This window comes from Brevibacillus choshinensis (assembly GCF_016811915.1).
In the GTDB taxonomy this organism is placed as follows: domain Bacteria; phylum Bacillota; class Bacilli; order Brevibacillales; family Brevibacillaceae; genus Brevibacillus; species Brevibacillus choshinensis_A.
The window spans coordinates 4,553,818-4,570,149 of the sequence record NZ_CP069127.1 but is presented as its reverse complement, the minus strand read 5'-3'; the positions used below and the strand labels follow the sequence as shown (position 1 = coordinate 4,570,149).

The 16,332-nt window shown below is 53.6% G+C and carries 13 protein-coding genes; 9 read left to right on the top strand and 4 right to left on the bottom strand.

Going from position 1 to position 16,332, the window contains the following annotated elements; all coding sequences use genetic code 11:
- Positions 1–41: 41 nt before the first annotated feature.
- The gene (locus JNE38_RS22945; RefSeq protein ID WP_203353436.1) at positions 42–1,481 is read right to left on the bottom strand and encodes a MocR-like pyridoxine biosynthesis transcription factor PdxR; all 1,440 of its coding nucleotides are present in this window, start codon (positions 1,479–1,481) and stop codon (positions 42–44) included.
- 155 nt (positions 1,482–1,636) lie between these two features.
- On the opposite strand from JNE38_RS22945, the gene JNE38_RS22940 reads away from it, so the two are divergent.
- From JNE38_RS22940 to cimA, 6 genes are all read left to right on the top strand, one after another.
- Positions 1,637–2,431, top strand: a complete 795-nt coding sequence (locus JNE38_RS22940) for a thymidylate synthase (RefSeq protein ID WP_203353435.1) — start codon at positions 1,637–1,639, stop codon at positions 2,429–2,431.
- Positions 2,428–2,907, top strand: a complete 480-nt coding sequence (locus JNE38_RS22935; protein ID WP_203353434.1) for a dihydrofolate reductase — start codon at positions 2,428–2,430, stop codon at positions 2,905–2,907. The genes JNE38_RS22940 and JNE38_RS22935 overlap by 4 nt, the downstream gene beginning before the upstream one ends.
- Before the next feature lie 150 nt (positions 2,908–3,057).
- Positions 3,058–4,251, top strand: a complete 1,194-nt coding sequence (locus JNE38_RS22930) for a M20 metallopeptidase family protein (RefSeq protein ID WP_203357699.1) — start codon at positions 3,058–3,060, stop codon at positions 4,249–4,251.
- A gap of 123 nt (positions 4,252–4,374) precedes the next feature.
- Positions 4,375–5,484, top strand: coding sequence for a YheC/YheD family endospore coat-associated protein (locus JNE38_RS22925; RefSeq protein WP_203353433.1), 1,110 nt, complete (start codon positions 4,375–4,377; stop codon positions 5,482–5,484).
- Between the two features lie 109 nt (positions 5,485–5,593).
- Positions 5,594–6,433: an alpha/beta hydrolase gene (locus tag JNE38_RS22920; protein ID WP_203353432.1), complete on the top strand. Its 840-nt coding sequence runs from the start codon at positions 5,594–5,596 to the stop codon at positions 6,431–6,433.
- A gap of 115 nt (positions 6,434–6,548) precedes the next feature.
- Complete coding sequence (gene cimA / locus JNE38_RS22915) at positions 6,549–8,171, top strand: citramalate synthase (RefSeq protein WP_203353431.1); 1,623 nt, start codon at positions 6,549–6,551, stop codon at positions 8,169–8,171.
- Between the two features lie 37 nt (positions 8,172–8,208).
- Here cimA and JNE38_RS22910 read toward each other — a convergent pair whose 3' ends face one another.
- The gene (locus JNE38_RS22910) at positions 8,209–9,051 is read right to left on the bottom strand and encodes a helix-turn-helix transcriptional regulator (RefSeq protein WP_203353430.1); all 843 of its coding nucleotides are present in this window, start codon (positions 9,049–9,051) and stop codon (positions 8,209–8,211) included.
- A gap of 117 nt (positions 9,052–9,168) precedes the next feature.
- On the opposite strand from JNE38_RS22910, the gene fabF reads away from it, so the two are divergent.
- Together fabF and JNE38_RS22900 are read left to right on the top strand one after the other, a co-directional pair.
- Positions 9,169–10,410, top strand: a complete 1,242-nt coding sequence (fabF, locus tag JNE38_RS22905; protein WP_203353429.1) for a beta-ketoacyl-ACP synthase II — start codon at positions 9,169–9,171, stop codon at positions 10,408–10,410.
- 151 nt (positions 10,411–10,561) lie between these two features.
- Positions 10,562–12,064: a DHA2 family efflux MFS transporter permease subunit gene (locus JNE38_RS22900; protein WP_203353428.1), complete on the top strand. Its 1,503-nt coding sequence runs from the start codon at positions 10,562–10,564 to the stop codon at positions 12,062–12,064.
- A 66-nt stretch (positions 12,065–12,130) separates the two neighbouring features.
- On the opposite strand, the gene JNE38_RS22895 is transcribed toward JNE38_RS22900, so the two are convergent.
- Positions 12,131–12,361 carry a DUF1128 domain-containing protein gene (locus tag JNE38_RS22895; protein ID WP_203353427.1) on the bottom strand — a complete coding sequence of 77 codons (231 nt, stop codon included), beginning with the start codon at positions 12,359–12,361 and terminating at the stop codon, positions 12,131–12,133.
- Positions 12,362–12,389: 28 nt separating this feature from the next.
- Complete coding sequence (locus JNE38_RS22890) at positions 12,390–14,882, bottom strand: U32 family peptidase (RefSeq protein ID WP_203353426.1); 2,493 nt, start codon at positions 14,880–14,882, stop codon at positions 12,390–12,392.
- Between the two features lie 180 nt (positions 14,883–15,062).
- Between JNE38_RS22890 and JNE38_RS22885 the strand changes: the two genes are divergently transcribed.
- A complete protein-coding gene (locus JNE38_RS22885) occupies positions 15,063–16,331 on the top strand; it encodes an ATP-binding protein (RefSeq protein ID WP_203353425.1) in 1,269 nt (422 codons plus the stop codon).
- The last annotated feature ends 1 nt before the right edge of the window (position 16,332 follow it).

Here is a 16,332-nt window from a genome sequence, read left to right as displayed (position 1 = left end):
CATAGTACGGTACATAAAAAAATGGGCCATCCACTTTGTAGCTAATTTGACCATCCACTTGCGGGAAGAGCTTCCGCAAATCGAGAGACTGCATCGGGGATTTGTTCGAGTGTGGAACGTCCAAAGGTAAAGCGTACATATCCAGGATCCGCGCCGAATAAGTTGCCGGGTACGAAAACGAGACCGCGTTTCACTGATTCGGATAAAAGGCGCTGCTCACTCCATTCCCCGGGAAGGCGGCACCACAGATGAATGCCTCCTTCTGGCGGGGAGAATTCGATCTGATCTTTGAAGGTGTCACGCAAGGAGAAAACGAGCTGGTCACACCGACAGGCGAGCTGTGTCCGCAGCAGCTGGATGTGCTGCTCAAAATCAGGCGAGGCGAGGAAACGATCTGCCAGCCACTGCGGGAAGATGCTATGTCCGAAATCAAATTGCTGTTTGGCATCTGCCAATCTCTCGATGACCGTCTGCGGTCCGACAATCCAGCCAATCCGCAATCCGGAGGCGACGATCTTGGTCAGTGAGCTAATGTACAGAACGGTACCGTGCTTGTCCATGGACTTCAGCGTATGGACTCTCTCCCCACCGAAAGAGGTCAGGCTGTACGGATCATCCTCGATGATCGGGATGCCGCTTTCGGCCGACAGGGCGAGAAGCTTTTCTCTGCGCTCATAGGAGAGGAGCGTTCCCGTCGGATTTTGGAAATTGGGATTGAGAAATACCATTTTGATCCGGTGTTTCTTGTGAAGCTCAGCCAGCTGATCCGGATCGATCCCGTCCTGGTCTACCGGAAGGGGAAAGGTGCGCAGGCCGGCAGAATGAAAAAGAGGCAGGGAGTTGCAATACGACGGCGACTCGATCGCTACGGCATCGCCAGGCTGCAGGAGGCATTGCACGACGAGATGCAGCGCCTGCTGGGCACCAGAGGTGATGAGAATGGAGGACGGAGCCGCATCGATGCCGCGCCATTTTTTCATATGCTCGCTGAGTGTTTCCCTCAGTGACCCATTGCCCAATGAATGCTCGTACCCCAAATGAGCCGGGAAGTCATCCGGTGTGAGCAATTGCTGCAGGGCTTGGTGCGGGACCAGATCCGCTGACAGCTCCCCGCTGGCCAGGTCAATCAGCTCATGCTCCTGAGTTTCACGCCGAATCTTTCGGAATAAGGGGAGGTTGGGACGAAAGGAGCCTGTCTCGGTCAAGTGCCGCCAGTTGGGGACGCGGGTGCGGGCAAGACCCCAGATGTCTTGGCTGACAACGGTGCCGCTGCCATGCTTGCGTTCTACCACGCCGGCAGCCTGCAACTCGTCATAGGCCGCGACGACAGTAGACCGGTTTACGTGAAGCTCATTTGCCAATGTGCGTTCAGACGGCAAATAGCTGCCCGGTGGAAACTCTCCATTGCTGATCCGCTGTTCCATCTGCTCCGCTATTTGCTTATACAGTGGCTTGTTTTTGGAAGCTGCTTTGCCAGCCATTTATCCACTCACACTTTCTCTGCGTGTTCGCATTTGTGACATTTTTGTACATCCTACCCTAGTATAATGCTGGGAAAAACAGGAGTCCAATTTCCCTTCTTTCATTTTGCCTCTCGGATGTTTAATATAGATGAGAATGGGAAGGAGCGATGGAGATGAAACAATATCTGGACTTGTGCCAGCGTATTTTAGACGAAGGCGTCACCAAGGAAGACCGGACGGGCACGGGGACGATCAGCGTATTTGGACATCAGATGCGCTTTGACCTCGGTGAGGGCTTTCCGCTGGTGACGACGAAAAAGCTGCATACCAAATCGATCTTTCACGAGCTGCTCTGGTTCCTTTCGGGAGACACCAACATCCGCTACCTGCAGGAGAACGGGGTGCGCATTTGGAATGAATGGGCGGATGAAAATGGTGATCTGGGGCCTGTATATGGGCAGCAATGGCGTTCCTTTGCCGGAAGAGATGGAAAGACGGTCGATCAAATCCAATGGGTGATTGATGAAATCAAGCGAAATCCCGATTCACGACGCCTTGTAGTCAGCGCGTGGAATCCTGCGGAATTGGACAAGATGGCTCTTCCGCCTTGCCATTTGCTGTTCCAGTTTTACGTGGCGAATGGAAGGCTGTCCTGCCAGCTCTACCAGCGCAGCGGGGATACGTTCCTGGGAGTGCCGTTCAACATTGCCAGCTATGCTTTGCTGACGCATATGATTGCGCATGTGACGGATCTTGAGCCAGGCGATTTCGTCCACACGCTGGGCGACGCACATTTGTATCTCAATCACGTGGAGCAGGTCAAGCTGCAGCTGACCCGCGAACCAAAGCCGCTGCCTAAGCTGAAGCTAAACCCAGATGTGAAATCCATTTTCGATTTCACCTATGAAGATATTGAAGTGATCGGCTACGAATCTCATCCGCACATCAAAGGCGAGGTGGCTGTATGATCAGTCTGATCGTCGCATATGCGCGCAATCAGGTGATTGGGAAAGATGGGGTCATGCCTTGGCATCTTCCTGCCGACCTCAAACACGTCAAGGAGCTGACGACCGGCAAAACGATCGTCATGGGCCGCAAAACGTTTGAGTCGCTGGGTAGACCCTTGCCAAACCGCCGAAATGTGGTGTTGACGCGAAATCGGGATTTTCACCCGGATGGCGTCGATGTGGTTCATACAAAGGAAGAGGTAATGGCTTTAGGAGACGTCATCATTTTCGGTGGTGCGGAAATCTACAAGCAGTTTCTCGATGTAGTCGAACGGATGTACATTACTCAAATCGATCTGGAAGTGGAAGGGGACACGTTTTTCCCGGAGTGGGACCGCGAAGCGTTTACCGTGGTGGACAAGCGGGAAGGGATCGTGGACGACAAGAATAAATACCCCCACAGCTTTTATGTGTACGAACGCAAGGCAAGCGAGTAGCAGGGAACAATGGTCGTGATGAAACGGGAAAAGACAAGCTCTTTTCCCGTTTTTTTGTGGATTGCCTTTCTCCCCATTATTGCAAAAATTCTGCTATGATAGGGAAAAGCATGGCTGCGCAGGAGATGCCAAAGTAGAGGAGAGAGAATGATGTCCTTACAAGATCAACTAAAGGGATTGCTGCAGGAGATAGAGCCGCAGATCATCAGCTGGCGGCGTCATCTTCATCAGCATCCGGAGCTTTCTTTTCAAGAAGAAAAGACACCCGCGCTTATCGCGGACATCCTTAGAGAACTGAAATTTGATGAAGTGCGCACAGGTGTAGGTGGCCGCGGCGTGGTAGGGGTGCTGCGGGGGAGCCGTCCGGGAGCGGTCGTCGCTTTGCGCGCAGACTTCGATGCCCTTCCGATACAGGACCAAAAGGAAGTCGAGTACAAGTCGACTGTGCCAGGTGTGATGCATGCATGTGGACATGATGCGCATACCTCTCAGCTTCTCGGGCTGGCAAGTGTTCTTGCGCAGCATCGTGATCAATTTGCCGGAGAAATCCGCTTTTTGTTCCAGCATGCGGAGGAAGAGTCCCCAGGCGGAGCGATCCAAATGGCGGCAGACGGAGCTGTCGATGGGGTAGATGCGATTTTTGGCGTTCATCTCTGGTCGATGCTCCCGGTTGGTAAGGTGTTCATCAGCGGTGGGCCCATCATGGCGAACACGGACGATTTTGTCATCGAAATCAAAGGACGCGGCGGCCATGGTGCGGTGCCGGAAGAAACGATCGACTCCATCGTGATCGGATCCCAAATCGTAGGCAATCTCCAAACCATCGCGAGCCGCAATATCAGTCCATTGGCCAGTGTTGTCGTGACAGTGGGAACCTTTAACGGCGGCGACAACAACAACATTATCGCGGACAGCTGCAGACTCACGGGTACGGTACGCACGTTTTTGCCAGAGGTACGTGATCGCGCGGAGCAGCGCCTGATCGAGATCGCAGAAGGCACGGCTGCCATGCTGGGAGGAAGTGCCGCTGTTCACTACGAGCGAGGCTATCCAGCTGTGATCAACAGTGAGCAGGAAGCGGCGGTTGCCCGCGAAGCCGCCATCGAAGCATTCGGGGAAGCACGGGTCGAGCCGATGAAGCCGCTCATGGGCGGAGAAGATTTCTCCTATTATCTGGAGAAGGTGCCTGGCGCCTATTTGTTCGTCGGAGCGGGCAATCCGGACAAGCTTGCAAAATACCCGCATCACCATCCGCGTTTTGATATTGATGAAGATTCCATGCTGATTGCAGGGGAGCTGCTGGGTCGCACGGCGCTCCGCTATCTGGAACAGCATCAGGGCTAATCCGAAACGAAACAGATATATGCGCGTTCGCCTACCCTTGGCGAAGGCGCTTTTTTACGCATTTGACCATAAGCTAACACGAGAGAAAAAGGCAGTTCCAGACGAAGGAGGGTGATGCCGCCGGTGAGAAAACGGATTGGCATTCTGACCTACCGAGGAGAAGCTGGATTTACAGAACCGGGATTTCTGCGCAGGCTGGTCAAGGAAGGACAAGGTCTGGGCGCGGAAGTATTCCTGTTCGGACCGCAGGACGTCCGCTATTCTGAAAGAAGAATCAGAGGGTATGTTCCCGCGGAGTCAGGCTGGAGAAGTGGCTGGTATGACTGGCCTGACATCGTCATCGACCGTTATCGTTACTACCCCGTACCCAAGCACAGACTCTATCTCCCCTTTCGCCAGCAAAATTGGTTTCGCTACGCGAATAGCCGCTTTACCAATAAGTTTCGGGTGCATCAGGTGCTATCGCAGGACCCGGCACTGGTGCGCTGGCTGCCACAGACACTCCCGTATTCCAGAGAAAATCTGTCCCAGCTCCTGAGAGAGCATCGCATCCTCTACCTCAAGCCGACGAATGGCACGGGAGGGAGAAGCATCTTGCGGGTGGAGCGCTTGCGGGATGGCTATCGGCTGTACGGTCGAACCAAGCAACAAGCGAAAAGCACCGAAAAGCTGTTGTCAAAGACTGTACTGTGCAAGCGTCTGGAGCACTGGATGGAGAAGGAAAAAAGCGGGAACGAGCAATTCTTTCTCCAGCAGGGTCTGGACCTCGAGTTGGTCCGTGAGCGCGTCGTGGATGCGCGTCTGCTGGCCCAAAAGGATGGAACGGGACAGTGGAGGCTGACAGGAATGGGGCTTCGCATCGGTTCGCCGCGTTCCTCGACATCCAATCTTCACGGGGGAGGTAAGGCGCTGCCTGCCGCCTCGTTCTTAAAGGAGCGCTTCGGCGAGCGTGAGGCCACTCGGATCATTCTGGAATGCAAAGAGCTGGCACTGCGGACGGTGGCGCGCATTGAGGAGCATTTCGGGCAAATGATCGAATTCGGCTTTGATCTGGGGATTGATGCGAAAGGGAGAGTCTGGATCATCGAGATGAACCCCAAGCCGGGGCGGGACATTTTCCGACAGCTCGGGCAGAACATCCGCTATCGGCAAGCCATTCGAAGGCCGCTGGAGTACGCTTTGTATCTGTTAGAGAATGAGCAAGAAAAACAAGAAGGAGACCTTCTCGGATGAGGAAGGCATGAGCAGGCATGAGGAAGCTCATGCCTCTTTCTTTTTGTTTTCATTTCATTTGGGCGGGCAGCACGGCATAATAAGAAGAAAAGGTAGAAGAGGTGAAGAGATGAAGAGAGAAGCATTTGCCATACCGGTGGACAGCGAGCTGACACTGCGCGGGGATATTCATACGGATGCTGCAGCTGGAGATCAGCAGCCGCTCTTGATTTTCTGCCACGGTTTTAAAGGCTTCAAGGATTGGGGGAGCTTCCCCTACGTGGCGGATTCATTGGCCAAACGCGGAGTCACGACGATCCGCTTTAATTTTACCTGCAATGGCGTCGGAGAAAGCTTGACGGAATTTGATGAGCTGGAAAAGTTCGGCCGCAATACCTACGCCCGCGAAGTTGCTGATTTGAACGTTTTGACGGAATGGATCTTGTCTGGAAGATTGGCTCTTCCTGATTACGTGAAGACGGACCGGCTGTATGTGCTGGGGCATAGCAAAGGCGGCGGAGATGCCATTTTGTTTGGGGCGGGAAATCCGAACGTGGCAGGGATCATCAGCTGGAACGGGATTGCGAACGTCAACCTGTTTGATGAGAAGCTGCGCCAGAAAATCCTGGAGGATGGAGTCGGGTACATACCGAATGCACGAACCGGTCAAGAAATGCCCATTACCCGCGCTGTCATAGACGATGTCGATCAGAATCGGGAAGCGTACGATCTGGTGGAAAAAGCAGCGAGCATGGAGCAACCGCTCTGCATCATTCAGGGACGAGAGGATTTTGCGAGGCTGGTCAAAGGCTCCGAACGCCTGCATGCGGCAGCGAAAAACAGTGAGCTTCACTGGATCGAAGGCGGCGACCATACCTTTGGGGCACGTCATCCTTTCCTGGGAAGCACCGAGCAGCTGGAGGAAGCGATCGACCGAACTGTCTCGTTTGTACTGCCTATGCGTGCATAGAAAAAACCTATACCGCCTCGCGTTCTAAATCTATTTGGGCTATGGTATACTGGATAGCATCTAAAGATTCAAATGATAAGATTATTCTGAAAATTGTTCAGAAATGGGTGGAGACATGGAGAGCAAGGTGTATCTGTACGATACGACCCTGCGAGATGGTACGCAGGGAGAAGGGATCAGCCTGTCGGTGGAAGACAAGATAAAGATCGCACTGCGGCTAGATCAATTCGGTATCGATTTTATCGAGGGCGGTTGGCCGGGAAGCAACCCGAAGGATATGGCCTTTTTTGAACGTATTCGGGAGATTCCTCTCCAGCATGCTAAGGTTACGGCTTTTGGGAGCACCTGTCGTCCGAATGTGGCGGCGGCAGAAGATGACAATCTGCGGGCACTCATTGCGAGTGGCGTAAAAGCAGCGGCCATTTTCGGCAAATCGTGGGACTTGCACGTCACCGATGCTCTCAAAACGACATTGGAAGAAAACCTGCGGATGGTAGCCGATTCGGTTGCCTTTTTGAAAGAAAACGGACTCGTGACCCTCTTCCTGGCGGAGCACTTCTTCGATGGCTACAAAGCCAACCCGCGCTATGCGCTGCGCGTGCTGGAAGTGGCTGAGGAAGCTGGGGCGGACTGGATCGTCCTCTGTGACACCAATGGGGGAAGTCTCCCGACAGAAGTCTACGATATCGTGAAGAACGTAACGGAAGGCATCCGTACGCCGCTCGGAATTCACCCGCACAACGACAGCGGGGTGGCCGTAGCCAATGCGCTCGCAGCGATTCAGGCGGGAGCAAAGCAAGTGCAAGGTACGATCAATGGAATCGGGGAGCGCTGCGGAAACGTGAATCTGATTTCCGTCATCCCCAATCTCCAGCTGAAGCTGGGTTACCAATGTGTGAGCAGCGAGCAGCTGCAGGAGCTGACACAGCTCTCCCGCTACGTAGCAGAGATCGCCAACATGACGCTGCCGAACAACCAGCCGTTTGTCGGACACAGCGCTTTTGCGCACAAAGGCGGAATTCACGTCAGCGCGGTCATGCGCGATCCAAAAACGTACGAGCACATTGAGCCGGAGTACATCGGCAACATCCGCCGCGTGCTGGTTTCTGAGCTGGCAGGGCAAAGCAACCTGCTGGCCAAAATGGAAGAGCTCCAGATCGATCTTTCGCTGGAGCGCGAAGAGGCGCGTGAAATCATCACGCGAATCAAAGAGCGTGAATTCCAGGGCTATCAATACGAAGGCGCAGAAGCTTCGCTTACCTTGATGCTGCTGGAAGCGGCAGGTAAGCTGAAAAATCTGTTCACCCTCGACTCCTTTAAAATCCTCATGGAAAAGGCGGCTGTGCGTGCCATCACTTCAGAGGCTACCGTAAAGCTGAATGTCAATGGGGAAACCGTGCATACAGCTGCCGATGGAAATGGTCCCGTTAACGCCTTGGACAACGCCATGCGGAAGGCGCTGGAAAAGTATTACCCCTGTATTGCCAAGATGCATCTTGCTGACTACAAGGTTCGCGTCTTGGATGAAAACGGCGCGACAGCCGCTAAGGTGCGCGTATTGATCGAGTCTGCGTACAACGGGGAAAAGTGGAGTACGGTCGGCGTCTCTACGAACGTGATCGAAGCCAGCTGGGAAGCACTGGCTGACAGTATTCGCTTCCTTCTTTGGAAGGAAGGCTGTGAAGAGTCGGGCTTCCATCAGACAGCAAATGCACGAGTAGGTATCGTGAATCACTAAAAGAAAACAGCCTGGCCCAAGCGGTCAGGCTGTTTGTTCATTTTGCCATGCCCATCAGCTGCGTCAGCTTGGCTTCGGTAGAAGAGTGGGGGTCGGGTGTATAAATACTGCACCTGAGATCGACATCCCCCTGGACCTGAAGCGAGGTCAGGTGAAAAAGCATCTTGCCTGCTTTGGCATGGCGAAATTCCACCAATACTTCTGGAGCGGTGCTGACACGGTTTTCTTCCCACAGCCGCTGGAAATCCGGATGCAGTCCCTTCATCTCCTGGAGAAACTGCTCATACCACTCATCCTCTACGAATTGACCGTAATAGGCCCGGAATATGGCCAAAAACCCGCTGACGAAATGCTCCCAATTCACCGCCAGACGCTGCAGCTCTTTTCTCGTGAAGAGCAAGCGAATCAGATTCCTCTGTTCGTAGGGGATTTGCTCGAAGTCCAAAAAGACGTTTGCAGCCGCTTCATTCCAGCCTACAATGTGGCAGCGCCTGTCAGAGATGATCGTCGGGCACGAGCGCAGTTCCTTCAAAATGCGTGTGAGAGAAGGGCTGATCTGTGGCAGGTGTTCCTCGCGCAAAGCAGCGCCTGCCCCCGTTTCCAAGGCGAGCGCATGCAAGTACTTCCGCTCATCGACGGTTAGCTGCAAGGCCTTGGCGACCGCATCCAATACAGAGGGGGACGCTTTGATGTCGCGCCCTTGCTCCAGCCACGTATACCAGGTAGAACTGACTCCGGCGAGCTGGGCGACTTCCTCTCTGCGCAATCCGGGCGTACGCCTCCGCGTTCCTGGGCTGAGCCCCACTGACTGAGGCAGAATCTTGGCTCGCTGGGCTTTTAAAAAGGCGGATAACTCCTGAAGTCTCGTCTGATGGTTCATGCAGGTTCCTCCCCATTCTCCTTATGCTGGTACCTATTATACTAGGATAAACAACAACTTGTAATAGGATAAGTGCTGTGCAAAGATGGATGTATCCAAGGTACAAGGAGGAGCACGATGGAAAAAGTCGTGATTACAGGATTGGGTGTCATTTCACCACTGGGCAATCGGGTCGATGCGTTCTGGGAGGGCTTGACCTCGGGGAAATCGGGAATATCGTTGATCGATTCGTTTGATACAGCTGGACATAAAACAAAAATAGCCGGAAGCGTCCGTGATTTTGATGCGGAGGGGATGTTCGGTAGAAAGGAAGCGCGCCGGATGGACCGCTTCTCTCAATTTGCGCTGGCAGCTGCCGAGCAGGCATGGGAGGATGCCGGATTGCAGCAGGATCAGGTGGATCGGGAGCGCATCGGTGTTTATGTCGGCTCCGGGATTGGCGGGGTAGGGACGCTGCTGGAGCAAAATGCCGTTTTGCAAAATCGAGGACCTGATCGGGTAAGTCCCTTGCTGGTGCCGATGATGATTCCGAACATGGCTGCGGCGATGATCAGCATCAAGTACGGCGCTCACGGACCGACAATGGCACCGGTGACAGCCTGCTCCATCGGCAATACGGCCATCGGGGAAGCGTTTCGGTTGATCAAAATGGGCGTAGTGGATGTGGTGTTTGCCGGGGGCTCGGAGGCTGCCATCACGGAAGTTTCGCTGGCGGGATTCGGAAATGCTACGGCGTTGTCGAGCCGAAATGACGATCCAAAGCGAGCGAGCAGACCCTTTGATGCGGGACGAGACGGCTTTGTCATGGCGGAAGGGGCCGGGATCCTGATACTGGAGTCGCTTTCTCACGCCAAACGTCGGGGAGCTCGAATCTATGCAGAAGTGATTGGATATGGCGCCAGCTCGGACGCCTATCATATGGTTGCGACTCATCCGGAAGGGTACGGTCCGTATCTGGCGATGAAAGGGGCGCTCCAGGAAGCCGGCATCCAGCCAGAAGAGGTCGATCTCATCAGCGCGCACGCGACAAGCACGGAGATCGGGGATCGCTCGGAGACAGTGGCTATCAAGCGAGTCTTTGGCGACAAGGCTCCGCACATCCCTGTCACGGCAAATAAATCGATGACCGGTCATATGCTGGGAGCCTCCGGTGGTGTGGAAGCGATCGCTCTGGCCAAAAGCTTGCAGGAGGGAATCATCCCGCCCACGATCAATCTGGATGTGCCTGACCCGCTTTGTGACCTCGATTACGTGCCGAATCATGCGAGACGTGCCGGCATCACCATTGGAATCTCCAATTCCTTTGGCTTTGGGGGACACAATGCCGTGATCGTCCTGAAAAAATACCAAAACGAATGATTGTCTCTAGCTCTACTAAACCTTCCGGACTGGATTCGGAAGGTTTTTTGGTTTGCTTTGGCAACTCGAATGTCAAATAGGGTTAGGTCGCATACTAAACAGGCAGGAATGACAAATCATCCCTATATCGAGTAGTGAAGGAGTTCGGCGAATGGCGAAAGATAACCATAACCATACAGAAAAACAAGAGGTGCGAAGAGGCCCGATTCTTGCCGTCATCATCGCGGGGGCAATCGCGGCTTTGCTGAATCAGACTTTGCTGAACGTCGCACTGCCCAAGCTGATGGACCAGTTTCATATTAACACCTCTACCGCACAATGGGTGATTACCATTTACATGCTGGTCAATGGTGTGCTGATCCCGACTACAGCGTTCATGATGCAGAAATTTACGACCAGACAGTTGTTCATCACCGCTATGAGCTTATTCGCCCTCGGCACACTCGTCTGTGGAACAGCTCCGGCCTTTTCTGTCATGCTGATTGGGAGGGTGATTCAAGCAGCTGGTGCCGGGATCATCATGCCTCTCATGACCAACGTCATTTTCAATATGTTTCCGCTGGAAAAGCGGGGATCAGCGATGGGGGTCGTAGGGATCGCGATGGTGTTCGCTCCGGCGATCGGTCCTACTTTGTCGGGATGGATCGTGGAGCACTATTCGTGGCGTGTCCTGTTTTTCGTTGTTTTGCCGATCGCGCTGATTGTCCTGATCTTTTCTTCTTTCATCCTGAAGAACGTGACGGAAACGGGAAAACCCAAGCTGGACGTGTGGGGCGTCATCTATTCCACCATTGGCTTTGGGGGATTGTTGTACGGATTCAGTACGGCAGGTGGAAAGGGCTGGGGCAGTCTGGAAGTGATCGCCATGCTGCTCATCGGCTGCATCAGCCTGGCGGTGTTTGTGTGGCGGCAGCTCCATATTGATCACGCCATGCTGGAATTTCGCATTTTTAAAATCCCGGCGTATTCCCTGGCGATCCTCATAAGTTTGATGGTAAACATGACGCTTTACTCCGGGATGATCCTGCTGCCGGTCTACGTGCAAAACATTCTTCACTTCACCCCCGTGCAATCAGGACTGCTGATGCTCCCGGGCAGTATTCTCATGGGGATCATGTCCCCGATTACAGGCAGGCTATTCGATAAGTTCGGTGCGCGCTACTTGGCCATCACAGGCTTGGTGATCACGACTGCCACGACATTTGGCTTTACAAAGCTGAGTCTGTATACGAGCTACAGCTATTTGTTGACGCTCTACACGGTTCGGATGCTGGGCTTGTCCATGTTGATGATGCCGGTGATGACATCGGGGCTGAATGCGCTGCCTCTGCGCTTGAATCCCCATGGTACAGCGATGTCCAATACGATCAACGCAATTGGCGGGGCGCTCGGTACATCCTTGTTTGTGACGATCATGACGACCAAGAGTGCGGCACACACTGCAGACATCATCCGCGGTAGTCACATCAATCCGGCCGATCAAGCCCAGGTAGGCTTGGCGACGATGCAAGGGATGGCGATGGGGACGAACGATGCGTTCATGATCGCGACCCTGTTTGCAATCGTGGCCCTGGTGCTCGCCATGTTCCTGCGCAATCCACGGAAAAGAGAGGACGAGGTGCGAGAGAAAAAGGGGGCACCCCAGCCGTCCTAATTATCAATTCTTATCCGTGCAAAAAAGCGCCGTCCCTTGGGGGAACGACGCTTTTTCTTTGCAGGCTTACCCTTGCTTGCGCATGGCGCCCAGCTCTTCGACGATTGCCGTCATTTCGTTGATGCCGAATGCCGTCTTCTTTTGCACCATGTTGTACAGGTACAAAAGGTCCTCGTAATGCGCCAGGTCAAAATCCTCCGGACGCATCACTGCGGTGTTGGCCATGTTCAGCTTGGACTTGATGCCTTCGATCAAAACAGCAAGGTTTTCTACAGACGGTTGATTCAGATCAGCCATGTTGGTCTCCCCCTCGTTCACTTGTGCTTTATTTGGTCAACTGGCCGCGAGTGACGCCCAGCTGGTTGGTCGCTTTCAAGGTACGCCATACATGGGTTCCGCTTACCTCTCCACGCAAGGCAAGGCGATACAGGCTGATGACTTCTTTTACACGCTCCGGCTCTTCCTCGAGGAATTCGATCCGGTAGCTGCCCACATTCAGGGAGCGGAATTCCTTCAGATACTCCGCGCCAGATTGGTCAATGGCGTTGTACACGGTATTTCGGCAACCGGTATCCACCCGAACCGGATGGGAGAAGCCGACGCGGTCCTTGAGGGAGACGCGAGAGGTTTCGCATGGCGTCCCGCAGTTCGTATGATCCGTGCCCTCGCTGAGAAAGGTGCAGTACACGCAGTGCTCGGTATGGAACATCGGCATGTGCTGATGGATGACCAGCTCCATATCGGCCGCATTGGAGCGGCTGAGCAAGTCGACCATCTGCTGGATGTTCAAGTCGTAGGACGGCGTCACTCGGGACAGTCCTGCGCCAAGGAACAGCTCCACTGCTTTATGATTCGCGACGTTGAGAGAGAAATCTCCGATCAACGGGATCTTGATTTCATCTCGGCGCGACAGGAAGTAGTAGAGAGCGCCGGTATTGCGAATCAGGATGGCATCCGGATTGCTCTTTGCGATCAGAGCGAGTACGCCATTTTCATCCGGCATGTGAATGCGCATGGTTGCGATCCCAATCTTTTTGCCGTACTTGTGCGCCAGCTTCACGCCTTCCGGGTACTGCTTGACGAACTCGAAGTCGGCGTACAGGAAATCCACATCGGTCTGTGCGGCGGCTTCCAGCTGCTCCAAAGAGCGGCACAGGGCCGTCAAAATCGGCTTTTCCACTGGCTGACGAACGGGAACGTCCGCATACACGTTGACATCCTGATGACGGTAGACAGGCGGTTTGGAGCGCAGGAACGCGAGCTGTTCGACTGCATCGCGGCGCATTCTGTTCAATTCGCTGACGGGAACAATCAAATCGCCGTCGAGATCGACCGTCAGATCCGCTGCATCCAGGCGGAAGATGCTGCCGCCCAGTCTGCTCAATTGATCGTGGAGCAGTTCGGCTGAGAGCGGCCGTTTCAGCGCAGCCTCCAAATTCATCTCCGAGGAAATCGAGACTGCATGAGAGGCGAGCTTGTCGACAAAGGTGACGCTCAGCTTTTCACCCAGCTTGCCACTCACATGTACGGAGAGCGGGAAGGTGTGGTACGGCTTTTCTGTTTCGAACGTTTTGCGAAGGCGTTTGTCCAGCTCTGGATCGCTGGTCTTCCATACACGATCACCGACATGCAGACGTTTCAGGTTCACGTCATTGCGGCCCATGACGATTTCATAAAGGCCTTTGCTGATTTCCCCTTCGATCTTCTTGCCGCGAGAGTGGATGTCGTAGATCCGTCCGCCTTCTTCTTTTTGCGTCGGATCGCCGGCGTCAAAGACGATACCATCCCCGCGTTTGACGGGAGATGTGATCTCGACGAGAACGGCGCTCGGAAGCAATTTTTTGACGGTGCCGAGGAAAACGCCGCGGCTTTTCGGGAACGAGCCATCAACTAAAGTCTTGTTGTTCGTGCCCTCCAGGAAGCCGTGCGTAAAACCGCGGGAGAAGCTCTGCTGCAGCTCGCGGATCTCCGTCTGGGATGGAGCCACGTCCAGACCATCGAAATAACGGTCGATGGCGGCGCGGTACTTGCTGACGACGTTGGCTACATATTCCGGTGATTTCAGGCGTCCTTCGATCTTGAAGGAAGTCACGCCTGCTTCAATCAGCTCCGGCACCAATTCGAGAGCAGCCAAATCTTTAGGGGAGAGCACATAGGCGATGTTGCCCATATCCTTTTGCACGCCGTCCACCATCAGGTCGTATGGCAAGCGGCAAGCCTGCGCACACTCACCGCGGTTGGCGGAACGACCGCCCCACATTTCCGATGTCAGGCATTGACCGGAGTAGGAAACGCAAAGAGCGCCATGGACGAATACTTCCATTGGCAGCTTGGCTTTTTCCCCGATCTTTTTGATTTCCTTGAGCGAGTTTTCCCGACCGAGCACCACGCGCTCGATGTCAAACGGCTTTGTAAACTCTACCGCTTCCGGCGAGGTGATCGTCATTTGGGTGGAGCCGTGGATCGGGAAGTCCGGAGAAATCTCCCGGATCAATTTAACGAGACCGAGGTCCTGAACGATGACGGCATCGACCCCGGCATGGATACAGGCGTCAATCAGCTCGCGCGCATCCTCCAGCTCGTTTTCAAACACGAGAATATTAAAGGTGAGGAATCCTTTCACACCGTACATGTGCAAGTACGACATGATCTCTGGCAAATCAGCCATATGGAAGTTCTCCGCGCGCGCACGTGCGTTGAACTTTTCGACTCCGAAAAAGATGGCATTGGCTCCATTGGCGACAGCTGCTTTCAGACAGTCCCAGTTTCCGGCGGGGGCCAAAAGCTCAATATCTTCACGCTTGATACCATTTCGCATGTGTATGTCATTACCTCCAAGGTCTTCAAACAAGCTATCTACATCATAGGGAAATAGAGTGGCCATCGCAAGGAAAACATCGGCTTTGGCAGATGTTGAAAATGCGCCTTCCATATTAGATGGAGAAGGTGTTATTCTGTAAGAAAAGTCCAAATATTCCATCTGAACAGGGGAACAGATATGTTATTCATCAAAGATATATTGCTGCAATTATTATTTATTATCGTCCCTGTACTGCTTTACAAAAACGTTTGGCTTGATCAGAAGAAATCAAAACACTTGGGAATTCAAGCAGGGCTCGTGGTTTTGCTCAGTTCGCTTAGCGTTATTTTTTGCATGAGTTTTCCCATCCATACCGACGGCGGAATGAGGTTTGACCTGCGTTCGATTCCTCTGATCATCACGATTCTTTACGGAGGGTACATTCCAGGCATCATTGTCTCCGTCGTGATGTTCAGCTACCGCCTGTACCTGGGCGGAGATGGCATTGCCGTCGCGATCATCGCTTTTTCCGCGTATTGCATCCTCCCATTTTACTTGGTGAGGCGATGGTACGGATTGTCATTTCGCAAAAAGCTGGGGCTCACCATCTTGATGGGATTCATCAAAGAATCCTCTGCCGTCTCGATGACAACCATCCTGTTGGTGTCACAGGGGCTGCCTTTTGGATCGATATACGATCGCATCGTCCCGATCGTGAACATTTCGTTTCTCTACATTTTAACGATTGGAGCCACTGTTTATCTGGTGGAGTTCATCCGGGAGTCTTACTTTATCCGGATTCAGGTGGAACGTTCGGAAAAGCTCAATCTGATCAGCGAGCTTGCAGCCAGCGTGGCCCATGAAGTGCGCAATCCGCTGACGGTGGTGCGCGGTTTCGTCCAACTGCTTCGAGAAGAGACGAATCCCAAGAACAATGAATACATAAAGCTTGTCTTAACGGAGCTCGACCGTGCCGAATGGATCATTTCGGATTATCTGAATTTGGCCAAGCCCCATGGAGATGTGATGAGTCTGATCGAGCTGACGCATCTCGTCTCCGAGACGACCGCACTGATGTCCTCCTACGCGGTCATGAACGGAGTGGAGATTGTGACGAAGGCAGAGCCAGAGCTGCACGTCATCAGCAGTGCGGTCAAGCTCAAGCAGGCCTTGATGAATCTGATGAAAAACGGGATCGAGGCCATGGGGAATGGCGGCATTCTGCATGTCGCCGTAGAGCTGGCGGATTCCTCTGTGGTCATCGTGATCCGCGACGAAGGAGTAGGGATTCCTCCGGAGCAAATCAGCCAGATCGGTCTGCCTTTTTACTCGACAAAAGAAAAAGGCACGGGACTCGGGCTGATGGTGACCTGCCGCATTATCGAAGCCATGCATGGAACGATTCAATTTGAGAGCGAGCTGGGGAAGGGCACGCAGGTGGTCATTCATCTGCCTGCTGTTCTTTGAT